Genomic DNA, 22,593 nt, shown 5'->3' with positions numbered 1-22,593 from the left:
GCCTGATCGGGCCGCGTGTGGGTTGGGATAAGAACCATTTCGACCCCCTCACGGCCGGGTGGCAGCTTTTGAAATCCTGCGCGCTGATCGCAAAAATCGCTGAACTTCTGCAGAAGCAATGGTCATTTCGTGCTCTTGCGTGAAAGACTTCGGTACAAGGGGACATGTTGGTAGGAGATCTTTACATCATGTCCGCAGATGGCCACGTCGTGAGATCTCATCGGCGTCTTACCGAGGGAACGACGTGATTGACCAGTTGTCCATGGCTGGTTCAAGTTAGATATGGTGTCCGTGATGGCTTCAATTGACGATCGATTGAATGAGATCCGAAACGTGCGGAATGACATTTGGCGCTGTCGAAGAAGGCTTAAAAGCGAGCTAAGTGATCTCGAGCGTAAGGTTCTCGAAGATCGCCTGCTTGAGCGGCAATCTGCCTTTGAACGGCTCCTAACGACCACGTTTCCTTTTACATTGACAGTGTCAAGCAAAATTCGGGACCTGCCGCGGGTCATTGGCGCGCAAAATGGCGTCGGCTCATAGAACGCATGCGCCTGCGTCAGAAACGTAGGCTCCGTCGCCGCGGACCGCCGCGCCCATCATGGCCGCCGCCGAACTGAAATGCGCCGGTCCTCGGCCTTGGTTCACCGATGTGCTGGCCTGCGGCGCACCGTGAGCGTCGATAATGAAACCGTTCGGGCCGCCCATCCAGGACCACGGCTGGGGGGACACCGATTGCGCCGTTTTCTGCGAAACCGCGGTCACCATGAGTAGCTTTCATCCGACAGAGCGATCCAAGAAGCTTGAATCGGCCGTAGCGTCAGATTGTACAGAGCAGGCGAACGATACTCCAGACTAGGTGTAGCCGAATGAGAAGAGCCGTTATCGCTTTTGCATTATGTTCCGCTCTCGAGCTGCTCGGGCTAAGCGCGAGCGCGGTTGCGGACACAAGGCGGTACGCGTGCACGATCACTGCCGCCGATAAGGAGCCGGCCGGAGTTCGGAACGAGCGGGTCATTCTCACGGTTCAATATGGCTGCCGGATCGCGGATGGTCTCTCGAGTGACGCGGGGATTACAGCAGTGTCGGTCAGCGAGTGGGCTGCTGATAAAGGAACGTACCTAGCGTCCCTGGAATTGCACCGCGCGCTGGAGGGAGTTGCAATTGGGCAACTCTCCGAGGCGACCGGCTTCTCTAGCATGGAAGGCGAGCAAGGCATTGCGGTCGCAACTTCCGGCACGACAGTATTCAAGTTCGCATCTGGCTCATTGGCAGCCCTTTCAGGGAAGACCCTTAAATTCACCACCAAACTTACTGGCCTACGTAGCTTCGAATTGAAGTTCACAGATTGGCCAGAATCTCTTTTTTGGAAGTGACTCGACGATGAGCAGCCGAGCCGCTCCGTAGATCTCGCACCCATCATGCTCGCTTCAGACCCCCGCCGTCCACCCGGTGGGGTTTGTTTTGTCCCATGCCGTTGGCCAAAGGCTGGAAAGCGTCAATTTCGCGCCGCGAAGCAGATAAAGTGGGCTATCCACAGGCCCTATTTGCCAAACGGAGAATATGCGAAGCTTCACTGACGGGCGATGAACGCTCAACGCGAATTTGAGGGCAGAGCTTTAAGCGCAGCAAGCGCGACCCGTTGATGAGGCCTCGATCCGCGATCTCCATCAGGGCCAGCGGCCATGGCATCGGTCGCACTAACAGGCCGTATACATGAACGCACCCGACCGTTTTCCAAAATGTTGTCTAAATCCATCGCATCCGCGGGGCCGTCTATACATGAAGCTCTCGATGAAGGCGTTCTGCATGGGTTTGCTTGCCAGGCGCGATGTAGTGCCATGCGACATGGCTCTGGTCGGCCCCATGCGAAAATGACGTTGCTGGTGAGTTCGCTGCCGTTGTCGCTGACCACCATCTTCGGCGTGCTACGCTCGATCATCAGTCGGTCCAGCTCCCGCACCACGCGGACGCCGGAGAGCGAGGTGTCGGCCACCAGCGCCAGGCACTCGCGGGTACAATCATCGACGACGGTCAGGATGCGGAAGCGGCGACCGTCGGTCAGCTGGTCCGAGACGACGTCGAGCGACCACCGGTCGTTCGGCGTCATCGGAACCAGGATCGGCGCCCTGGTCCCGATCGCCCGCTTGCGGCCACCACGGCGGCGCACCGTCAGCTTCTCTTCCCGATAGAGCCGGAAGAGCTTTTTGTCGTCTAATCGCTGTCAATTGCCCTGGGTGCCGGACCTTGTCGTCTTCGAGGTCGGAAGAATGTGCCGCCTCATCATGGCCCTCGCCAGTGGATCTCCCCATGTGATTCCCGCGGTCTGAAGCCGCCCAAGAAGTTACGGGATGATCCGGCCAGCGTCCTCCAGGACGATCTACAGAGATACTGGCTTAGCTAGCTAGGCTCAGCTAGCCGGCGCAGCTGCGAACTCCGTGCCATCCAGCCAGATACGGTGCAGGATGATGGCGAGTTTGCGCGCCACGGCGACCTTGGCCTTTCGCGACCCGATCCGAGCCATCAATTGCTGCCCCCAACGGCGGAGTGCACTATCTTTGCGCACGCGCGTCATGAGCGCGTTGGCCGCCTCGAACAGAAGGCTTCGCGCCATGCGGTCGCCTGACTTGGATATCCGGCCAGAGATATCGACCTCGCCGGATTGATAGCGCCGAGGTGTCAGGCCGAGAAACGCTCCGACATCAGTGGATCGGGAGAAGCGTTAGGATCGTCTACGGCCGTCGTGAACGTCAATGCAGTAATCGCGCCTACACCGGGGATCGTTATCATGCGCTGGCAGGCCTCATCGGTGCGCGCGAGACGTAGAAGCTGCGAATCGAGCCTCTGCCTGCGCTCTCCCGCAACACGCCAAGCCTCAAGCAGCGCGTCAATGGCGCTTCGGATCAAGGGGTCCTCCGGACATCGCGTGAGCACTGCGCGCTCGAACGTTCCACCCTTACCGGCTGCGAGCACCACGCCGAAGGTCTTCAGTAGACCACGAATTTGATTGTAAAGCGTCGTACGAATCGCGACGAGTTCGCTTCTGGCTGAGAGCAGGGCTCGGATACGACAGCTCTGCAGGCTCTTGATGGCGACGGGCCGGTACCAACCGGAGCGCACCACTTGCGCGATCCCAAATGCATCGTTCACATCCGTCTTGTTAACTTGTAGCGAGAGCGCCGCCGCGACATGGCGCGCGTGGATGCAGTCGATTGGAACGTCGAGAGCGCGCAGCCCATGCCAAAGCCAGATCGCCAGCGGCCCGGTTTCCATACCAACCCGAACCGCGTCTGGAGCGTGCTCGCGCAGCGCCATTGCGATGCACTCCGGCTCCGAGGAGCATTTGCCCCGCCAAGTGCGCCGACCGTCGCCGTCGATCACACAAATTTCCGTCTCCTTTTGCGATACGTCCAAACCAACATAAAGGGTCATCACATGCTCCTCGTTTGCACTGAGGAGAACATTCTGCCTCAGCTTCGCGCGTGCGATTAGGCCATGTGGTTGATCAGATACCCCTCCCGCTTGAGCAGAACATGCAGCCGCTGGTAACCGAAGCGGCGGCGTTCCTGGGCAATCGCCCTCATGCGCTGACGAAGGCTGGCATCGTCAGCCAAGGTCGTCCGATATCTCATGGTCATGCGGCAGCAGCCGATGGCTTTACACGCCCGCCGTTCGCTCATTCCGTGGGCATCCACCAGATGAGCGACAGCTTTCCGTTTCCCAGCGGGCGTCACCACTTCTTTCCCAAGAGGTCCTTCAGCGCCGCATTGTCCAGCATGGCGTCGGCCAGGAGCCGCTTCAGCTTCGTGTTCTCGTCCTCCAGCACTCTCAGCCGCTTGGCCTCGGAGACGTCCATCCCGCCGAACTTGGCCTTCCATTTGTAGATGCTGGCGTCGCTGACACCGTGCTTGCGGCACAGATCGGCCACCGAAACCCCGGCCTCGTGCTCCTTCAAGATCCCGATGATCTGCTCTTCCGTAAAACGATTGCGCTTCATGCTCTGGTCCTCGTCTTGGGCCAGAGCAAACTTCACACTGGATTAAGCCTGTGGGGCAAGGTCACGTGCGCTGAACTCTCTCGAACCGATCGTGTTTGCGATCGCTCGATGGGTGCGCCAAGCAAAGCTGCCGCACCGGAGTGACGTCGGCGCGCGGGGAAGACTTTAGCCATCTCGCTGGCGGAGAGCGCAAGTGATTGTTTTGTTTCAGACAGGGCTTTAGCGGGTAAGCCTGTCGGTGCCACGCAGGGTCAGTTTTATAACAATCCGCATCCTATCAGCTATCTAGCTCTACAGACGTGGGTTTTTGTATTCAACCAGCACTGGCACACTCGTTGCAGACCCCTGCGCAACAGGCGGCTGTCAGCCCTTTGCACGACATGCAGACGGGCAGGCCGCCCCTGATGGCACGCGAGCGAGTAAAGAAGCCGATATGACCAATCGCTGGAGGGCAGGCATGACATCACCGAGACGCGTCTTGGTCAGCGATTCCGTCGACAAATCAACAGCGTCACACATGGTGCTCGCAAGCGCTTAGCCGAGATGAGCTGCAACATCCTGATCGGCCGCTGGATCCGGAAGCCCGCGAAGTTGCGTTCGGTAGGACCGGCCAGGGAGATTTGCACGCTTTACACCGCAACGCCGGATCGGAAATCCGTCGATCTACCGGAAAAGCGTCGCTTCTTCATTTGAGACGACAATGGAAAGGAAATTTGTATGAGCCGATCAACTACCGAAAGCGTCGCAGAGATCAAGGCGCGCAACAAGCAGCTAATTGATGAGGTGTTGAAGGTCTACCCAGAGAAGACCGCCAAAAGGCGCGCCAAGCATCTGAGTGTTCACGAGGCGGGAAAGTCGGATTGTGGCGTCAAATCCAATATCAAGTCCATTCCGGGCGTAATGACCATCCGCGGCTGCGCCTACGCGGGCTCCAAGGGCGTGGTCTGGGGGCCGATCAAGGACATGATCCACATTAGCCACGGTCCGGTCGGCTGTGGTCAGTACTCATGGGGCTCGCGGCGCAACTACTACGTCGGCACGACCGGCATCGACACGTTCGTGACACTGCAGTTCACTTCCGATTTCCAGGAAAAGGATATCGTGTTCGGCGGAGATAAAAAGGTCACCAAACTCATCGACGAGCTGCAGGAGCTGTTTCCTCTCAACAGGGGCATTACCATTCAGTCCGAATGTCCAATTGGTTTGATCGGTGACGATATCGAGGCAGTCTCCAGAGAAAAGTCAAAGCAATATGGCGGCAAAACCATCGTGCCTGTGCGGTGCGAGGGTTTTCGTGGAGTGTCACAATCGCTCGGCCATCACATCGCGAACGACGCCGTTCGAGATTGGATCTTCGACAAGAGCGCCCCAGAAGCCAGCTCTAAATTTGAGCCGACCCCATATGACGTCGCCATCATCGGTGACTACAACATCGGCGGCGACGCCTGGTCGTCACGGATCCTGCTCGAAGAAATGGGCCTGCGCGTCATCGCCCAGTGGTCCGGGGATGGATCTCTCGCTGAATTGGAGGCGACGCCGAAAGCGAAGCTCAACATATTGCATTGCTATCGCTCGATGAACTACATCTCACGGCACATGGAGGAAAAATTTGGGATTCCCTGGTGCGAGTACAACTTCTTCGGGCCTTCCAAAATCGCGGAGTCGCTGCGCAAAATTGCAAGCTTCTTCGATGATAAGATCAAGGAGGGCGCCGAGCGCGTCATCGCGAAATATCAGCCGCTGGTCGATGCGGTGACCGCGAAATACCGGCCGCGGCTCGATGGCAAGACCGTAATGCTGTTCGTAGGCGGCCTACGTCCTCGCCACGTCATCGGCGCGTATGAGGACCTCGGCATGGATGTTGTCGGCACAGGCTATGAGTTCGGTCACAACGACGACTATCAGCGCACCGCCCAGCACTACGTCAAGGACGGCACGCTGATCTACGACGACGTCACCGGCTACGAATTCGAGCGCTTCGTAGAAAAGATCCGGCCCGACCTCGTCGGCTCCGGTATCAAGGAAAAATACGTCTTCCAAAAAATGGGCGTGCCGTTCCGCCAAATGCATTCCTGGGACTACTCGGGTCCTTACCACGGTTATGACGGCTTCGCGATCTTCGCCCGAGACATGGACATGGCAATCAACTCCCCGATCTGGGGGAAGACCAGCGCACCATGGAAGGACGCTCCGCGGCCGAGCCTCATGGCGGCGGAATAGGAAAGCCGACGCTCGGGCCCTTTCTTCCGCAGAGGAGGGAAGGGCAGGAGAACGAACACAAGAACCTGAAGAGTGCCATGATGACACAGAACGCCGAACACATCCTCGACCACTCTGAGCTTTTCCGGGGAGACGAATACCAGCAGATGCTGGCCAATAAGAAGGCGCTATTTGAGAATCCGCACGATCCCGCCGAAGTCGACCGTATCAGAGAATGGTCCAAGACGCCCGAATACCGCGAGAAGAACTTCGCCCGCGAGGCGCTAACTGTTAATCCGGCGAAGGCTTGCCAGCCGCTAGGTGCGGTGTTCGCCGCGCTCGGGTTCGAGCGCACACTGCCGTTCGTCCACGGCTCCCAGGGTTGCGTCGCGTATTATCGCAGCCATTTGTCGCGGCACTTCAAGGAGCCGACCTCGTGCGTCTCCTCGTCCATGACGGAAGACGCGGCTGTGTTCGGGGGGCTCAACAACCTGACCGACGGGCTTGCCAACAGCTACAACATGTACAAGCCGAAGATGATCGCGGTCGCCACGACCTGCATGGCGGAAGTCATTGGCGACGACCTCAACGCCTTCATCAAAACATCAAAGGAAAAAGGTTCAGTCCCCGCGGACTACGACGTACCATTCGCTCACACTCCTGCATTCGTCGGTAGCCACATTACGGGCTACGACAACACGCTCAAGGGCATCCTCGAGCATTTCTGGGATGGCAAAGCCGGCACGGCGCCTAAACTCCAGCGCAAAGCGAACAACTGGATCAACTTCATCGGTGGCTTCGATGGCTACACTGTCGGAAACATCCGTGAGATCAAGCGCATCTTCGAGCTGATGGGGATCGGCTACACGATCCTCGCGGATAACAGCGATGTGTTCGATACCCCCACCGACGGCGAGTTCCGCATGTATGATGGCGGCACCACACTAAAGGATGCCGCGAACGCAGTCCATGCGAAGGCAACCATTTCCATGCAGCAATATTGTACGGAGAAGACGTTGCCCTTCATCAAGGGGCACGACCAGGAGGTCGTCGCCTTCAATCACCCGCTGGGTGTCAGCGCCACGGACGATTTCCTGATGACGCTGTCGCGTATCACCAACAAGGCAATTCCCAATGCGCTGGAGCGGGAGCGCGGGCGTCTGGTAGACGCAATGGCTGACTCTAGCGCGCATGTTCACGGCAAGAAGTTCGCGATCTACGGCGATCCCGACCTCTGCTATGGCCTGGCCGCATTCTTGCTGGAGCTTGGCGCTGAGCCGACGCACGTGCTCTCGACCAACGGAAGTAAGGCCTGGGAGCAGAAGATGCAGGCGCTGTTCGCGAGCTCGCCGTTCGGTAAAAACTGCCGCGCCTTCCCGGGCAAGGATCTCTGGCACATGCGTTCGCTCCTGTTCACAGAACCAGTCGATTTCCTGATCGGTAACACCTATGGCAAGTATCTCGAGCGTGACACTGGAACGCCGCTAATCCGCATCGGGTTTCCCATCTTCGATCGCCATCATCACCATCGTTATCCAGTGTGGGGCTATCAGGGTAGCATGAATGTGCTGGTCAAGATTCTCGACAAGATCTTTGATGAGATCGATCGAAAAACCAGCTCAGTTGGCAAGACAGACTACAGCTTCGACATCATACGTTGAGGCGAGCGCCCCGCCTCATTGTCCGCAGGAACAGCGGCGCTGTGGCGGGGATCCCGGGTTATCCGCCGGACCATCCTCTTGGTCTGTGCGAATGTCTTGACATCCCCGAAAGAGACGCCATGACTTCGCTTCCCACGACCATACAGGACGTCTTTAACGAACCGGGCTGCGCCAGGAACGCGAGCAAGTCGAACGTCGAGCGCAAGAATGGATGCACCAAGCAGCTGAAGCCGGGCGGCGTCGCCGGTGGGTGTGCCTTCGATGGCGCCAAAGTCGCACTGCAGCCCTTCACCGATGTTGCCCATCTTGTGCATGGTCCAATCGCCTGTGAGGGCAATTCCTGGGACAATCGCGGTTCCGCCTCCTCCGGCTCCGATCTGTGGCGCAGAAGCTTCACCACAGATATGAGCGAGACCGACATCGTGTTCGGCGGCGAGAAGCGGTTGTACAGGGCAGTCAAGGAGATCACAGAGAAATACGACCCGCAGGCCATCTTCGTCTACCAGACATGCGTGCCCGCAATGATCGGTGACGACATCGATATGGTCTGCAAGGCGGCCTCCGCCAAATTTGGCAAACCGGTCATTCCCATCAATGCACCGGGATTTGTGGGGTCGAAGAACCTTGGCAACAAGCTCGCGGGCGAAGCACTGCTGGAGCACGTCATCGGTACCGGAGAGCCCGATTACACCACTGCGTATGACATCAACATCATCGGCGAATACAACCTGTCCGGCGAACTCTGGCAGATCAAGCCGCTGCTCGATGAGCTCGGAATCCGGGTCCTGTCGTGCATCTCGGGGGACGGCAAGTATCGCGAGGTCGCTTATTCGCACCGAGCCAAAGCCGCGATGATGGTCTGCTCAAAGGCAATGATAAACGTCGCACGCAAGATGAGGCAGCGCTACGGCATCCCGTTTTTTGAAGGCTCGTTCTACGGTATTGAGGATTCCAGCGATTCACTGCGCCAGATCGCGCGCATGCTGATCGAACGCGGCGCGCCGGCTGAGCTGATGGAGCGCACGCAAGCCCTGATCGCACGCGAAGAGACCAAAGCCTGGGCTGCGATTGAACGTTTCAAACCACGCTTTGCCGCCAAGAGGGTTGTTCTCATCACCGGTGGCGTGAAATCCTGGTCGATGGTGGCCGCTTTGCAAGAGGCCGGGCTCGAGATCGTCGGCACGTCCGTGAAGAAATCGACCAAGAAGGACAAGGAACGTATCAAGGAATTAATGGGCCAGGACGCCCACATGATCGAGGACATGTCGCCTCGCGAGATCTACAAGATGCTGAAGGACGCAAAAGCCGACATCATGCTCTCCGGCGGCAAGTCGCAATTCGTCGCACTAAAGGCGGCGATGCCGTGGCTCGATATCAACCAGGAGCGCTGCCACGCCTACATGGGGTATATCGGGATTGTCAATCTCATGGAGGAGATCGAGAAAGCGCTCTACAATCCGATATGGGATCAGCTCCGCCAACCCGCGCCATGGGATGAGTTCGACCGGAAGCGTCAGGCAAGGACAGTTGCGCAGATGTATGCGCAAGCCGCTGATCCAGTTCGGGACGCGAGCAAGAACGGCGTCAATACGATAAGTTCCTCCAATGAAGGTGAGGCCGGCGGTGGTGAGAGCGCGATTGAGGCGCATGGCCCGAATCTCGCCAAGCCCGCCAGGCCGTGCACCAATTCCACCGCACGGTGCGTTGCTTGTAAGGACATTCGTTCCGATCTGCAGCCCCCGGCACTGCAGGCGGCGGAGTAGGGGAACGACATGGCGATCGTCACGACCTCGAAGAAAGCCTGTTCGGTCAATCCGCTCAAAATGAGCCAGCCGATCGGCGGCTCATTTGCCTTCCTGGGCCTGCGCGGCGCGATGCCGCTTTTGCACGGCCCGCAAGGTTGCACCTCCTTCGGGCTGACGCTGTTCGTGCGCCATTTCAATGAAGCCGTGCCGATGCAGACGACCGCCATGAGCGAGGTTGCCACCGTGCTCGGTGGCCACGAGAATCTCGAACAGGCGATCCTCAACATCTACAATCGGGTCGAGCCCGAGATCATTGGCATCAATTCGACTGGCGTCACCGAGACCAACGGCGATGACGTCGAAGCCTTCATCCGGTTGATCCGACAGAAGCATCCGAAGCTCGAAAAGCTCCCCCTTGTCTACGTCTCGACCCCGGATTTCAAGGATGCCTTTCAGGATGGCTGGGGCAAGACAGTGGCGCGGATGATCGAGGTGCTTGTGGCTCCGGTCGACACAGCGAGACCGCGCGATATCTCCCGCGTCAACGTACTACCTGGTTGTCACCTCACGCCCGGCGATCTCGACGAGCTTCGCACGATTTTTGAGGATTTTGGGCTCAAGCCCTCGTTCCTGCCGGACGTTGCCGGTTCGCTGGACGGTCACATCCCCGACGAATTCACGCCCACCACGATCGGGGGCATTGGAGTGGACGAGATTGCGACCATGGGGCAGGTGGCCTGGACGATCGCGATCGGAGCACAAATGCGCCGTGCGGCCGAGGCCATGCAGGTGCGGACAGGCACGCCGTTCCGCCTGTTCGAGCGGCTCTGTGGCCTTGTCCCAAATGACGAATTCATCGCCTTCCTGAGCCAGATCAGCGGCCGGTCGGTGCCCTGGAAATATCGCCGGCAGCGTGGACAGCTGGCAGACGCCATGCTGGATGCACATTTCCATATCGGCGGCCGCAAGCTCGCGATCGGCGCCGAGCCGGACTTGTTATTCGATCTCTCCAGCTTGCTCCACGAAATGGGCGCACAGGTAAGTGCTGCGGTGACGACGACGAACTCACCGGTGCTCCAGCGGGTCAGGACCGAGGACGTCCTGATCGGCGATCTGGAGGATCTTGAAGAGCTTGCCAGGTCGCGTGACTGCGACCTCTTGATGTCGCATTCACATGGCCGCCAGGCCGCTTCGCGACTCAATGTCCCGTTCTTCCGGGTCGGCTTTCCGATGTTCGATCGCGTTGGCGCTGCGCACCTCACGATCGCTGGCTATCGCGGCACGCGCGATCTGATCTTTGACATCGCCAATCTGATCATCACCGACCGCGAAGCCAACCATGGGCCGACGCCCGACACCTGGCGATCAACCTGCGGCGGGCCGCAGGCCAATCCGCCCCAGTTGCATTGAGCAGGTAGAGAAAACAACCCGGATGAAAGTTGCATTCGCCACTCAGGACTTGAAGCACGTCGATGCCCACTTCGGCTGGGCCAAGAACATCGCGATCTACGAGGTCGACCCGGACGGGCATCGGTTTATTGGGGCGATCCAGTTCGACGGTGACCTCACCGAAGACGGCAATGAGGATAAGCTCGCGCCGAAGATCGAGGCGATCAGGGAGTGCGCAATCCTCTATGTTGCGGCGATTGGCGGCTCGGGTGCTGCGCGAGTCGTCGCCAGGAACATCCATCCCATGAAGGTGCTGCAGCCAGAGCCCATCCACGATCTTTGCGTCAAACTCGAAACCGTGCTGAAGGGGTCGCCGCCGCCCTGGCTGCGGAAGCTGCTCACCAAAAGCCGTGAACGTACGGTGGATTTCGAAGCCTGAAGGAACAAAGATGGCCGATCCGTCTGAAGTCACTCCAGCCGCCGCCGCGGCGGAGGGGCCATTTCTGAAAGAGCTCATCAAGATCTGGCGCGCCCAGGACACCCACGGCGCCTGGGAGGGCAAAACGGATCTCGAGCTGCTCGAACCCTACGTTCTCGACAAGCGCAAGCGCCGTGCGCTGCCGATCGTCGGCAATCCCGACCCGGACACGACATGGCGGCTGGAGCTGTTCTTCGACGCCGTTGCGCTCTCGATCGAGAAGGCGACCGGTGTGATGATCTCGCCAATGCTGAAGATGCATCACGAAGGGTTCGGTCGGATCGTGCTGATCGGCGGCCGGCTCGTTGTCGTGAGCAAGCACCTGCGCGACGTGCATCGCTTTGGTTTCGACCATCTCTCTGATCTCGCCAATCAAGGCGACAAATTCGTCAACAGTGGCGTTCAGATGATCCGTAAGTTCCCGGAAGTGGCGAGTTGTTGAGGCAAGTGTGAGCGACATCGAAATTCTGAAAGCGGAAATAAAGAAGCTGTCGGCCAAGGCGACTCAGGCCAAGATGGACCTCCACGACCTCTCCGAGGAGCTGCCGGTCAACTGGTCGTCGATCCTGAGCGTGGCCCAGAAGGCCCACGCTGCCTTCAGCGAGCTCGAAAGCAAACGCCAATATCTCCAGGCGCTGGACAAAACATAACGGACGGTTAGCCATGTCATTCAGGACCCGCGACGGTCGCAATTGGAGGCCGGACTACCTGGTTGCTATCGATCCCAAGAAGTGCATCGGCTGCGGCCGCTGCTACAAGATCTGCGGCCGTGAGGTCATGACGCTGAAGGGGCTAAGTGAGGGTGGCGAGATCATCGATCTCGACGAGGACGACGATGAGCTCGAAAAGAAGGTCATGGTGCTGAAGGACGAAGGCGCTTGCATCGGCTGCAGCGCCTGCGCCCGGGTGTGCCCAACAAACTGTCAGACCCACACACCACCTGGTTGACTTAGCTTTCTCCGACGAGATCGACGAGCCAGTTGTCAGATAGTAGCTGGTAGGGAACGCCCAGATCCTACCTGTTCTGGCGTGAAGCCGGCAGTTTCCGAATCGGCCGCGACCTCGCATGGGCCCCCGCGGCGAAGGCCGGCAGGATCGTGAAAACGACAACGCCGACACCGTCGTTGAAGAGTGACTCGCCCTGCATCTCGACCTTTCAGGTGCCTTTACATTTTGAGCGTATGACCGCCACCGCATCGGTCAGGCCGATGAGCGCGCCAAACACCAGCGCCCAGGACAGCGGCAGCGACTGACCAAGGAGACCAGCGGCCTGCCAGAATAGAAAGCCAACGATAAACGTCGACGTGATGGTGGCGAAGTGGCAAGCACGATTGCGGGTACGGCGCGGCTTACCAATGTTGCGAGATCGACGTGGAGCGCTCCCGCGAAGAGCTAGAATTCTAGCATCCCGTTCATGACGACCGACGTGAAGTCGATCTGGAGCACTGTCTTTGTTAGCGCTTCGAACAGATGCTGTTCTGGCAACGAACGCAGAGATCCCGCGTTTACCTGACGCTTCTAGCTCGATCGCAAGGCTCGCGAATAGTGATGACGAAACAGTGGATCAGCATACCGTAAACCCTGTGCAAAAAGCGGGCTTCGTGCCCCAACCATTTATTGGGAACGGCGTGCGTGGATCTCATCATGGCTTGGCTGCAACAGCGGCGAGAGGCCGGATATACTAAGCAACTGGAATCGTCATTCAGGAGAACTGATAAAGAAGGTGTCGCCGGTCTGACGTCTGATGACTATCCGACACTGTCCTGTCGCCTTTGTTGGTCCGCGACACCGGCCTATTTCGCCGAGCTCTTGTCTGGCCTCAGGCTAATCCGCTGAAAAGCAATCACAATCTTTTCTTCTGCTGGGTCGGCCAAATTGGCACGAGTTTTGAAACCCTTCGTTGCGAGCTGGGAGCCGCCGACCGACCTTCATTTCGTGGATGACACCGCGATCGATGGAACGAAGAAAGAAAAGCAAAATGGCAAATCCGCATCAGATAGCATTCTATGGGAAGGGGGCCTCGGCGAAATCGCCCCCTAACAAACAGGCTCGCCGCCCGCACTACTGCATCGTCGTGGCGCTGGCCAGGCTTGAACTCAAGGTGGTGTTCGGTTCGATCTTCCCGCGCTTTCCCGCGCTGCGCCTGGCCGTGGCGCCCGAAGGAGCGAAGTTGCGCAAGGAGATCATCACTGGCGGGTTCGAGGGGTTCCCGGTGCTCTGGTGATGCTCGGACGCCGCCGGGAATCGCGATGTTCTCCGCAATTTGCCGGCGCGCCTGGCGCGCGCCGATCAGATCAGCCAGCCAACAGGTAACCAAGATGGACGTGCAAGAAACCACGGCAGCATGCCGGGACGCCTTCGCCGAACTGGCGTCGCCAGCGCGCATCCACGACCCGTATCCGTTTATGCACTGGTTGCGCGAGCACGATCCGGTGCATCGCGCGGCGTCGGGCCTCTTTCTGTTGAGCCGCCACGCCGACATCTATTGGGCGCTCACGGCCACGGGCGATGCGTTTCGGGCACCGGCGCCGGGCGAACTGGCGCGCCACTTCCCGCGTGCGGCGACCAGCCTATCACTCAATCTGCTGGCGTCTACACTAGCGATGAAGGACCAGCCGACGCATACGCGTCTGCGCCGGCTGATCTCGCCCGATTTCACCATGCGCCAGATCGACAACCTGCGGCCGAGCATCGCGCGCATCGTCGCAGCGCGCCTGGACGGCATGGCGCCCGCGCTGGAGCGCGGGGAGGCGGTGGACCTGCATCGGGAATTCGCGCTGGCCTTGCCCATGCTGGTCTTGGCCGAACTGTTCGGCATGCCCCAGGACGACATGTTCGGGCTCGCCGCCGTCATTGACCCCATTCTGAAAGGCCTGGGCCCGCACGCCAGCGACGCCCAGCTCGCCACGGCGGACGCGGCCAGCGCCAGGGTGCAGGCCTACTTCGGCGACCTCATACAGCGCAAGCGCACCGATCCCCGCCACGACATCGTGTCGATGCTGGTCGGCGCACACGACGACGATGCCGACACGCTGTCGGATGCGGAATTGATCAGCATGCTTTGGGGCATGCTGCTGGGCGGCTTCGCAACCACTGCTGCGACCATCGACCATGCGGTCCTGGCGATGCTGGCGTATCCCGAACAGCGGCACTGGCTTCAGGGAGACGCCGTGGGGGTGAAGGCATTCGTCGAAGAAGTCCTGCGCCGCGACTCGCCCGTCATGTTCAGCGCCACTCTGCGTATCGCCCAGCGCGACATCGAATTGGGCGGCGTGGTGATCCCGAAGAACGCGGACGTGCGCGTGCTGATCGCGGCCGGCAATCGCGACCCGGACGCCTTCGCCGATCCCGACCGCTTTGATCCCGCGCGGTTCTACGGCACCAGTCCTGGCATGTCGACCGACGGGAAGATCATGCTGAGCTTCGGCCACGGCATCCGCTTTTGCCTCGGTGCGCAACTGGCCAGGGTGCAGTTGGCCGAGAGCCTGCCGCGGATCCAGGCGCGCTTCCCCACGCTGGCATTGGCCGAGCCGCCGACGCGGGAGACCTCCGAGTTCCTTAGGACGTTCCGCGCGCTGCCGGTGCGGCTGCATGCGCAGGGGGGCTGAGATGCGCATCTTGGTCGACCAGGATATGTGCGCAACCAGCGGGCAGTGCGTGCTGACGCTGCCGGGCACCTTTCGCCAACGCGAACCCGACGGCGTGGCCGAAGTGTGCGTGGCGACGGTCCCGCAGGCGCTGCACGCCGCCATGCGACTCGCGGCCAGCCAGTGCCCGGTCGCCGCCATTCGGGTCATCGAAAGCGACGCTGGTGATGACGAGCGCGCCAGCGTCGGCCCTGCGCCTTCTCCTGCGGGGGCCGAGCGGCATGCCGCGAAAGACCAACGCAATCCAGGAGGACACGATGGCACGGTTTGAAGGCAAGGTGGCCGTGGTGACCGGCGCCGGCGCCGTTGGCAAGGCATGCGCCCTCGCCATCGCACGCGAGGGCGGCAGAGTGGTAGTGGCCGACATTGATGGCTCGGCGGCCATCGCCTGCACCGCGCAGGTCGCGGCCGAAGCGGGCCACGCGCTGGCCCTGGCCATGGACATCGCCGATGCGCGCAGCGCTGCTCGAGACTGCGGAGCGGCACTTCGCTGGGGTCGACCTGCTGGTGGAGCGACATGCATCTGACCCCGCGCCACCGTGCGATCCTCGACCTGGACCTGGCGGTCTGGGATCAGAACATGGCGACCAATCTGCGCGCCATGCTGCTCTGCTGCCGGCAGGCCATATGCCCGCGGCGGTGGTGCGATCGTCAACATGTCGTCGTGCCAGGGGCTCAGCGGTGACACCGCGCAGACGTCCTGCGCCGCGTCGAAGGCGGCGATGAAAATGCTGTCGGCCTCGCTCGCTACCCAGTACGGTCATGCGCAGATCCGCTGCAACGCGATTGCGCCGGGTCTCGTCATGACGGAGCGTCTCCTCGCCAAGCTGCACGAGTGCATGCAACGGCATCTGCGCCGGCACCAGCTCCTGCCGCGCGTCGGCTGCCCCGAGGGACGTGGCCGCGCTGATGGCATTCCTGCTCTACGACGATGCTGCGTTCATCACCGGCCAGGTCGTGTGCATCGACGGCGGCATGCTGGCGCATGTGCCGACGTACGCCGACGGTGGCAACAGCCGCGCCGCGCGGCCTGCCGGCACACCGCCGAAGCGGCCGCGGCGCCGCGCTGCTGATGGACATGCTGCTCAACCCGCTGGACCGTCGGCACCGGCTGCGGCAGGACATCCCGGTCGTGCCCGGCGCTTTCCCCCTGGTCGGGCATCTTCCCGCCATCGTCTGCGACCTGCCGCGCCTGCTGCGGCGCGCGGAACGGACGCTGGGCAGCCACTTCTGGCTGGATTTCGGCCCTGCCGGACACCTGATGACCTGCGTGGATCCGGATGCGTTCGCACTGCTCCGGCACAAGGACGTGTCCTCGGCGCTGATCGAAGAGATCGCGCCCGAATTGCTTGGCGGAACGTTGGTTACCCAGGACGGCGGCGCGCACCGGCAGGCGCGCGATGCGATCAAGGCGGCGTTCCTGCCCAAGGGGCTGACCCAGGCCGGCATCGGCGACCTGTTCGTGCCCGTCATCCGGGCACGGGTGCAGGCGTGGCGCGACCGCGGCGACGTAACCATCCTGCGCGAAACCGGCGACCTGATGCTCAAGCTCATCTTCAGCCTCATGGGAATCCCCGCGCAGGACCTGCCGGGATGGCATCGCAAGTACCGGCAAGTGGTGCAGTTGATCGTCGCGCCCCCAGTCGACCTGCCCGGACTGCCCTTGCGGCGCGGCCGCGCCGCCCGCGACTGGATCGACGCGCAGTTGCGCCAGTTCGTCCGCGACGTGCGCGCGCATGCCGCGCGCACGGGGTTGATCAACGAGATGGTGAGCGCTTTCGATCGCAGCGAAGATGCGCTCTCCGATGACGTCCTGGTCGCCAATATCCGCTTGCTGCTGCTTGCGGGTCACGACACCACTGCCTCGACGATGGCCTGGATGGTGATCGAGCTGGCGCGGCAGCCTGTGCTGTGGGACGCCCTGGTCGAGGAGGCGCAACGCGTGGGCGCGGTGCCGACCCGGCACGCGGACCTGGCGCAGTGTCCGGTCGCCGAGGCGCTGTTCCGCGAGACGCTGCGCGTGCATCCGACGGCCACGCTCCTGCCGCGTCGCGCGCTGCAGGAATTGCAACTCGGCCAACGGCGCATTCCCGCGGGCACCCATCTGTGCATCCCGCTGCTCCATTTCTCGACCTCGGCGCTGCTGCACGAGGCGCCTGATCAGTTCCGCCTGGCGCGGTGGCTGCAACGCACGGAGCCGATCCAGCCGGTGGACATGCTGCAGTTCGGTACCGGCCCACACGTCTGCATCGGCTACCACTTGGTATGGCTGGAACTGGTGCAGTTCTGCATCGCCTTGGCGCTGACCATGCACAAGGCCGGGGTGCGGCCGCGGTTGCTGAGCGGCGTCGAAAAAGGCCGGCGCTATTACCCGACCGCACATCCGTCCATGACAATCCGCATCGAATTCTCATGAGCTGGCATCGCATCCCCGTGTGGCGAGGCAGCGGCGCCGGCGACGCGCGGCATTGCTGCACTCGGCGCGTGCGCTCGGTGCGACGCCGGCAACACCGCGGCGGCTCGGCGCTCGCCGTGGCCGTGTCAGGTACAAGGACATGAACAACATGCAGACCGGTTCTACGCTACAGGACGACCGAACTGGCGTTTCCGCGCTCGGCGGATTGGGCGCGCAGGTGCGCGGCGCGTCCGGCAGGCTGCTGCCGGAGATCTGGATGCAGGACGGCGCAAAGCGGGTCGAACAGACGCTGGCGCGTCTTCTCTGCGCCGAAGACAACGGTGAGACCGAGCTGATGGCGGCGATGCGCTACGCCACCTTGAATGGCGGCAAGCGCACCCGCGCCTTGCTCTGTCTGGCTGCCGGCGCACTGGCTGACACGCCGGCGCACATGCTCGACAACGTCGGCGCCGCCCTCGAGATGATGCATGCCTGTACCCTGGTCCACGACGACCTGCCCGCGATGGACGACGACGTGCTTCGCCGCGGCCTCCCGACCGTGCACGTCAAGTTCGGCGAAGCCACTGCGATCCTGGTCGGCGATGCGCTGCAGGCGCACGCCTTCCTGACCCTGGCGAGCCTGGATGCGCCGGGCGACAACCGTATCGCGCTCGTGCGCGAACTGGCGCAGGCGGTGTCCGCCGAGGGTGCCGCAGGCGGGCAGGCCATGGATCTGTCGCTGGTCGGAAAGCACGTCGAGCTGGACAGGATCGTGGCGATGCACCGGATGAAGAGCGGAGCGCTAGTGCGCGCGTCCGTTCGCATGGGCGCGCTATGCGCGATCGCGGAGGATGCCGCGCACGCTGCGCTGTACTGTGCGCTCGATCGCTACACCGCCTGTTTCGGCCTGGCGTTGCAGGTGGTCGACGACATTCTCGACGCGACAGCTGATACCGCGACGCTGGGCAAGACCCCCGGCAAGGACGCGGCGGCGCAGAAGCCGACCTGCGCGTCGATCATGGGGCTGCAGGCAGCGCGCCAGTTCGCGCTGGATTTGTTGCGCGACGCCGGGGAGGCCATCGCTCCGCTGGGCCCTCGTGCGGAACGGTTGGCGCAGATGCTGCAGCGGGCCAACGCGTATCTGTTCAAGCACGCGCCATGCGCATGAGCGCGCCCGTCCGCATGGAGTCGCCCCTGCCGCTGCGATCGCCCGGCGGCAGCGGTGCATGCTGCACTGTGTCCGAGTCCGCGGCGCCGATCGCAGCGGTTGCCCAGCACGGCCGCGGCGCGCTGCGCGCAAGCCTATGCGGCGGACCGGCGCCAGCATCGGCGCGTCGCCGCGCCGGAGCAGGGCGACCGTCCGGCACCGCCCATGCGCCGGGCCGCGACGGGCCTGCGGCGACGTGCGCGGCGTCTGCCCGAACCGTCTGCAGAAGGAACATCCCGAGTGAACGCGCTGTCTGAACAGATCCTTTCCGAATTGCGCCACCTGCTGAGCGAGATGAGCGACGGCGGCAGCGTCGGCCCGTCCGTCTATGACACGGCGCGAGCTCTACAGTTCCGCGGCAACGTCACCGGTCGGCAGGACGCATACGCGTGGCTCATCGCGCAGCAACAGGCCGATGGAGGATGGGGAAAATCGGACTTCCCGCTGTTCCGCCATGCGCCCACTTGGGCGGCGTTGCTGGCATTGCAGCGTGCCGATCGTCTTCCCGGCGCTGCCGACGCAGTCCAGGCTGCAACCCGGTTCCTCGAGCGCGAGCCCGATCCCTACGCGCAGACGGTGCCGGAAGACGCGCCGATCGGCGCGGAGCTGATCCTGCCGCAGTTGTGCGGCGAGGCCGCATCCTTGCTGGGCGGCGTGGCGTTTCCGCGCCACTCGGCGCTGTTGCCGTTGCGGCAAGCGTGCCTAGTCAAGCTGGGGGCGGTGGCGACGTTGCCGAGCGGCCATCCGTTGCTGCACTCCTGGGAAGCCTGGGGCACGTCGCTAACCACCGCATGCCCGGATGACGACGGCAGCATCGGCATCAGTCCGGCGGCCACCGCGGCGTGTCGTGCGCACGCCGTGACACAGGGGAGCACGCCGCAGGCCGCGCGCGCCGACGCGTATCTGCAGGCGGCATCGCGGGCGACGCGCAGCGGCATCGAAGGTGTCGTTCCCAACGTCTGGCCGATCAATGTGTTCGAGCCATGCTGGTCGCTGTACACCCTGCATCTGGCCGGGCTGTTCGCGCATCCCGCGCTCGCCGAGGCGGTGCGCGTGATCATCGCGCAGCTCGACGCCCGTCTGGGCGTGCGCGGTCTGGGACCGGCCTTGCACTTCGCGGCCGATGCGGACGACACCGCCGTTGCGTTGTGCGTCCTGTGCCTTGCAGGCCGCGACCCGGCGGTCGATCCGTTGCGCCATTTCGAAATTGGCGAGCTGTTCGTCACCTTCCCCGGCGAGCGCAATGCCTCGGTGTCGACCAACATCCATGCCCTGCATGCGTTGCGACTGTTGGGAAAGCCCGCCGCCGGCACCAGCGCCTACGTCGAGGCCAATCGCAACACGCACGGTCTATGGGACAACGAAAAATGGCACGTTTCGTGGCTGTATCCCACCGCGCATGCGATCGCTGCGCTGGCGCAAGGCAAGCCCCAGTGGCGCGACGAGCGCGCGCTGGCGGCGCTGCTGCAGGCGCAGCGCGACGACGGCGGCTGGGGCGCCGGTCGCGCGTCCACATTCGAGGAAACCGCCTATGCGCTGTTCGCGTTGTACGTGATGGACGGGAGCGAAGAGCCGACAGGGCGCCGGCGCATCGCGCAGGCGGTGGCGCGTGCGCTGGAGTGGATGCTCGCCCGCCATGCGGCGCATGCATTGCCGCAGACGCAGCTGTGGATCGGCAAGGAACTGTATTGCCCCACCCGGGTCGTGCGCGTGGCCGAACTCGCCGGGTTGTGGCTGGCGCTTCGTTGGGGGCGGCGCGTCCCGGCCGGGGGAGCAGGAGCGGCGCCATGATTCAGACCGAACGCGCGCTGCAGCAGGTGCTGGAGTGGGGGCGTTCCCTGACCGGGTTCGCCGACGAGCATGCCGCGGAAGCGGTCAGGGGCGGCCAGTACATCCTGCAGCGCATCCACCCGAGCCTGCGCGACACCAGCGCCCGCACCGGCCGCGATCCGCAGGACGAAACGCTGATCGTGGCGTTCTATCGCGAACTGGCGCTGCTGTTCTGGCTCGACGATTGCAACGACCTTGGCCTGATCGCGCCGGAGCAGCTCGCTGCGGTGGAGCAGGCGCTGGGGCAGGGCGTGCCGTGCGCGCTCCCCGGATTCGAAGGCTGCGCTGTGCTGCGTGCTTCGCTGGCCGCGCTCGCCTACGATCGTCGCGACTATGCTCAGCTTCTTGCCGATACTCGGTGCTACTGCGCGGCGCTGCGCGCCGGACACGCGCAGGCGGCAGGGGCGGAATGCTGGTCCTACGCCGAATACCTGCACAACGGCATCGATTCGATCGCCTACACGAACGTGTTCTGTTGCCTGTCGTTGCTGTGGGGGCTGGACATGGCGACCTTGCGCGCGCGTCCGGCGTTTCGCCAGGTCCTGCGGCTCATCTCCGCGATAGGGCGCCTGCAGAACGATCTGCATGGACGCGACAAGGACAGGTCGGCCGGCGAGGCCGATAACGCGGCGATCCTGCTGCTGCAGCGCTATCCGGCTATGCCTGTGGTGGAGTTCCTCAACGACGAGCTGGCCGGCCATACGCGCATGCTGCACCGGGTGATGGCTTCAGAACGCTTTCCCGCGCCGTGGGGACCGTTGATCGAGGCCATGGCGGCCATCCGCGGGCAGTACTACCAGACCTCGACCAGCCGCTACCGCAGCGACGCTGCGGGGGAGGCCAGCGTGCGCCGGCCTGAACGCGCGGGAGGCGGCGGCGTGCGCGCGCTGCCGTCGGTCCGATCCGACGCAACGCTGTCGCCCGATGCGACGGATGGAGCGAGCATGAGCGACACCGCCCTGAGCCGGCGCAAGGACGACCATCTGGACATCGTGCTGGATCGGCGAACGGCGCCGGCCACGATCGCCGCCGGCTGGGAGTACATCCGTTTCGAACACTGCGCATTGCCCGAGTTGGACCTGACGCAGATCGACCTGCGCGCCTCGCTGCTGGGCAAGACCATGCGCGCGCCGCTGCTGATCAGCTCTATGACCGGCGGCACGTCACGCGCCGAGGCCATCAACCGGCATCTGAGCGAGGCAGCGCAAGTCTTGGGGATCGCCATGTGCGTCGGTTCGCAGCGCGTGAGCCTGCAATCCCGCAACTCCCAGGGGCTGACACGCGCGCTGCGCCGCCTGGCCCCAGACATTCCCTTGCTGGCCAATATCGGCGCTGCGCAACTGCGCGAGACCGACGGCCTGGACCTGGCGCGCCGGGCGGTGGATGCGCTGGAGGCCGATGGACTCATCGTCCATCTCAATCCGCTGCAGGAAGCGGTACAGCCGGAGGGCGACCGCGACTGGCGCGGCGTCCTAGCGCAGATCGCTCGCGCCGCGCGCAGCGTGGGCGTGCCGATCGTAGCTAAGGAAGTGGGCTCGGGCCTGTCCGCCTCGGTGGCCTGTGCGCTCGTCGAGGCGGGCGTGGCGGTGATCGATGTTGCCGGCGCCGGCGGCACCAGTTGGGCCGCGGTGGAGGGCGAGCGCGCCCGCGATGCCGCCGACCGTGCAGTGGCGATGGCGTTCGCCGATTGGGGGATTCCGACCCCGGCCGGCGTGCAGGCGGTACGTCGGGCGCTGCCAACCGTGAAGCTGATCGCGTCGGGCGGAATCCGCGACGGCGTCGACGTAGCCAAGGCCATTCGCCTGGGCGCGGACATCGCCGGGCAGGCGGCCGGCGTGCTGCGCGCGGCTACGGTATCCACCGAGGCGGTTGTCGCGCATTTCGAGATCGTCATCCGCCAGTTGGCCGTCGCCTGCTTCTGCACCGGCTCGGCTGATCTCGCGGCGTTGCGTCAGGCGCGCTTGTTGCCCTCGGCGCATCTGCCCGCCGGTTGATGCCGGCGTCGCCCGCACGTGGCGGCGGGCGCCTAGTCTTACTGAGTCAGAAAG

Annotated in this window: 17 protein-coding genes and 5 pseudogenes; 19 read left to right on the top strand and 3 right to left on the bottom strand. The window is 62.7% G+C overall.

Annotation, left to right across the window (positions count from 1 at the left end):
• The first annotated feature begins 1,079 nt into the window (after positions 1–1,079).
• Complete coding sequence (locus IVA91_RS16545; RefSeq protein ID WP_247419168.1) at positions 1,080–1,373, top strand: hypothetical protein; 294 nt, start codon at positions 1,080–1,082, stop codon at positions 1,371–1,373.
• A gap of 408 nt (positions 1,374–1,781) precedes the next feature.
• On the opposite strand, the pseudogene IVA91_RS16540 reads toward IVA91_RS16545, so the two are convergent.
• The 3 pseudogenes from IVA91_RS16540 to IVA91_RS16530 form a co-directional block, all read right to left on the bottom strand.
• Positions 1,782–2,215 (bottom strand): annotated as a pseudogene (locus IVA91_RS16540) (DDE-type integrase/transposase/recombinase); the annotation flags it as partial.
• A 192-nt stretch (positions 2,216–2,407) separates the two neighbouring features.
• Positions 2,408–3,429, bottom strand: a pseudogene (locus IVA91_RS16535) (IS110 family transposase).
• A gap of 65 nt (positions 3,430–3,494) precedes the next feature.
• Positions 3,495–3,994 (bottom strand): annotated as a pseudogene (locus IVA91_RS16530) (transposase); the annotation flags it as partial.
• A 717-nt stretch (positions 3,995–4,711) separates the two neighbouring features.
• Between IVA91_RS16530 and nifD the strand changes: the two are divergent.
• From nifD to fni, 18 genes and pseudogenes are all read left to right on the top strand, one after another.
• Positions 4,712–6,214, top strand: coding sequence for a nitrogenase molybdenum-iron protein alpha chain (gene nifD, locus IVA91_RS16525; protein WP_247279036.1), 1,503 nt, complete (start codon positions 4,712–4,714; stop codon positions 6,212–6,214).
• 80 nt (positions 6,215–6,294) lie between these two features.
• Positions 6,295–7,854 carry a nitrogenase molybdenum-iron protein subunit beta gene (gene nifK, locus IVA91_RS16520; RefSeq protein WP_247279069.1) on the top strand — a complete coding sequence of 520 codons (1,560 nt, stop codon included), beginning with the start codon at positions 6,295–6,297 and terminating at the stop codon, positions 7,852–7,854.
• Positions 7,855–7,973: 119 nt separating this feature from the next.
• Positions 7,974–9,617, top strand: a complete 1,644-nt coding sequence (nifE, locus tag IVA91_RS16515) for a nitrogenase iron-molybdenum cofactor biosynthesis protein NifE (protein WP_247459022.1) — start codon at positions 7,974–7,976, stop codon at positions 9,615–9,617.
• 9 nt (positions 9,618–9,626) lie between these two features.
• Positions 9,627–11,009: a nitrogenase iron-molybdenum cofactor biosynthesis protein NifN gene (gene nifN, locus IVA91_RS16510; RefSeq protein ID WP_247459006.1), complete on the top strand. Its 1,383-nt coding sequence runs from the start codon at positions 9,627–9,629 to the stop codon at positions 11,007–11,009.
• Positions 11,010–11,031: 22 nt separating this feature from the next.
• Entirely contained in the window at positions 11,032–11,427 is a 396-nt protein-coding gene (gene nifX / locus IVA91_RS16505; protein WP_247459005.1) for a nitrogen fixation protein NifX, read from the top strand.
• A gap of 10 nt (positions 11,428–11,437) precedes the next feature.
• The gene (locus tag IVA91_RS16500) at positions 11,438–11,908 is read left to right on the top strand and encodes a NifX-associated nitrogen fixation protein (protein WP_247459004.1); all 471 of its coding nucleotides are present in this window, start codon (positions 11,438–11,440) and stop codon (positions 11,906–11,908) included.
• Between the two features lie 7 nt (positions 11,909–11,915).
• The gene (locus IVA91_RS16495) at positions 11,916–12,116 is read left to right on the top strand and encodes a CCE_0567 family metalloprotein (RefSeq protein WP_247437403.1); all 201 of its coding nucleotides are present in this window, start codon (positions 11,916–11,918) and stop codon (positions 12,114–12,116) included.
• Between the two features lie 13 nt (positions 12,117–12,129).
• Positions 12,130–12,414 (top strand): ferredoxin III, nif-specific, encoded by a 285-nt coding sequence (gene fdxB / locus IVA91_RS16490; RefSeq protein ID WP_247279041.1) that lies wholly within the window; start codon positions 12,130–12,132, stop codon positions 12,412–12,414.
• Positions 12,415–13,522: 1,108 nt separating this feature from the next.
• Positions 13,523–13,690 (top strand): annotated as a pseudogene (locus tag IVA91_RS16485) (cytochrome); the annotation flags it as partial.
• A gap of 94 nt (positions 13,691–13,784) precedes the next feature.
• Positions 13,785–15,074: a cytochrome P450 gene (locus tag IVA91_RS16480; protein ID WP_247279042.1), complete on the top strand. Its 1,290-nt coding sequence runs from the start codon at positions 13,785–13,787 to the stop codon at positions 15,072–15,074.
• A gap of 1 nt (position 15,075) precedes the next feature.
• On the top strand, positions 15,076–15,384 hold the full coding sequence (locus IVA91_RS16475; protein WP_247279043.1) for a ferredoxin: 309 nt from the start codon (positions 15,076–15,078) through the stop codon (positions 15,382–15,384).
• Positions 15,371–15,640 (top strand): SDR family NAD(P)-dependent oxidoreductase, encoded by a 270-nt coding sequence (locus IVA91_RS16470; RefSeq protein ID WP_247459003.1) that lies wholly within the window; start codon positions 15,371–15,373, stop codon positions 15,638–15,640. Before IVA91_RS16475 ends, IVA91_RS16470 begins: the two co-directional genes overlap by 14 nt.
• A gap of 129 nt (positions 15,641–15,769) precedes the next feature.
• On the top strand, positions 15,770–16,186 hold the full coding sequence (locus tag IVA91_RS16465; protein ID WP_247459002.1) for an SDR family oxidoreductase: 417 nt from the start codon (positions 15,770–15,772) through the stop codon (positions 16,184–16,186).
• Positions 16,186–17,529 (top strand): cytochrome P450, encoded by a 1,344-nt coding sequence (locus IVA91_RS16460; RefSeq protein ID WP_247459001.1) that lies wholly within the window; start codon positions 16,186–16,188, stop codon positions 17,527–17,529. Before IVA91_RS16465 ends, IVA91_RS16460 begins: the two co-directional genes overlap by 1 nt.
• A gap of 148 nt (positions 17,530–17,677) precedes the next feature.
• A complete protein-coding gene (locus IVA91_RS16455) occupies positions 17,678–18,676 on the top strand; it encodes a polyprenyl synthetase family protein (RefSeq protein ID WP_247279071.1) in 999 nt (332 codons plus the stop codon).
• Between the two features lie 279 nt (positions 18,677–18,955).
• Entirely contained in the window at positions 18,956–20,506 is a 1,551-nt protein-coding gene (locus IVA91_RS16450) for a hypothetical protein (protein WP_247459000.1), read from the top strand.
• Positions 20,503–21,404: pseudogene (locus IVA91_RS16445) on the top strand (hypothetical protein). The gene IVA91_RS16450 and the pseudogene IVA91_RS16445 overlap by 4 nt, the downstream one beginning before the upstream one ends.
• Before the next feature lie 85 nt (positions 21,405–21,489).
• Positions 21,490–22,539, top strand: a complete 1,050-nt coding sequence (gene fni, locus IVA91_RS16440; protein ID WP_247334075.1) for a type 2 isopentenyl-diphosphate Delta-isomerase — start codon at positions 21,490–21,492, stop codon at positions 22,537–22,539.
• The last annotated feature ends 54 nt before the right edge of the window (positions 22,540–22,593 follow it).

Source organism: Bradyrhizobium sp. 153 (genome assembly GCF_023073835.1).
In the GTDB taxonomy this organism is placed as follows: Bacteria; Pseudomonadota; Alphaproteobacteria; order Rhizobiales; family Xanthobacteraceae; genus Bradyrhizobium.
Note: the sequence above shows the minus strand (reverse complement) of the source record. Positions and strands in the feature narration are given on the sequence as shown.

Bases quoted from the DNA above. Each gene is read 5' to 3' on its own strand.
- IVA91_RS16480 (WP_247279042.1), top strand. From the start codon at position 13,785: ATGGACGTGCAAGAAACCACGGCAGCATGCCGGGACGCCTTCGCCGAA.
- IVA91_RS16500 (WP_247459004.1), top strand. From the start codon at position 11,438: ATGGCCGATCCGTCTGAAGTCACTCCAGCCGCCGCCGCGGCGGAGGGG.
- nifN (WP_247459006.1), top strand. From the start codon at position 9,627: ATGGCGATCGTCACGACCTCGAAGAAAGCCTGTTCGGTCAATCCGCTC.
- nifD (WP_247279036.1), top strand. From the start codon at position 4,712: ATGAGCCGATCAACTACCGAAAGCGTCGCAGAGATCAAGGCGCGCAAC.
- IVA91_RS16455 (WP_247279071.1), top strand. From the start codon at position 17,678: ATGCAGACCGGTTCTACGCTACAGGACGACCGAACTGGCGTTTCCGCG.
- fni (WP_247334075.1), top strand. From the start codon at position 21,490: ATGAGCGACACCGCCCTGAGCCGGCGCAAGGACGACCATCTGGACATC.
- fdxB (WP_247279041.1), top strand. From the start codon at position 12,130: ATGTCATTCAGGACCCGCGACGGTCGCAATTGGAGGCCGGACTACCTG.
- IVA91_RS16465 (WP_247459002.1), top strand. From the start codon at position 15,770: ATGTCGTCGTGCCAGGGGCTCAGCGGTGACACCGCGCAGACGTCCTGC.
- nifE (WP_247459022.1), top strand. From the start codon at position 7,974: ATGACTTCGCTTCCCACGACCATACAGGACGTCTTTAACGAACCGGGC.
- nifX (WP_247459005.1), top strand. From the start codon at position 11,032: ATGAAAGTTGCATTCGCCACTCAGGACTTGAAGCACGTCGATGCCCAC.
- IVA91_RS16470 (WP_247459003.1), top strand. From the start codon at position 15,371: ATGGCACGGTTTGAAGGCAAGGTGGCCGTGGTGACCGGCGCCGGCGCC.
- nifK (WP_247279069.1), top strand. From the start codon at position 6,295: ATGACACAGAACGCCGAACACATCCTCGACCACTCTGAGCTTTTCCGG.
- IVA91_RS16475 (WP_247279043.1), top strand. From the start codon at position 15,076: ATGCGCATCTTGGTCGACCAGGATATGTGCGCAACCAGCGGGCAGTGC.
- IVA91_RS16460 (WP_247459001.1), top strand. From the start codon at position 16,186: ATGGACATGCTGCTCAACCCGCTGGACCGTCGGCACCGGCTGCGGCAG.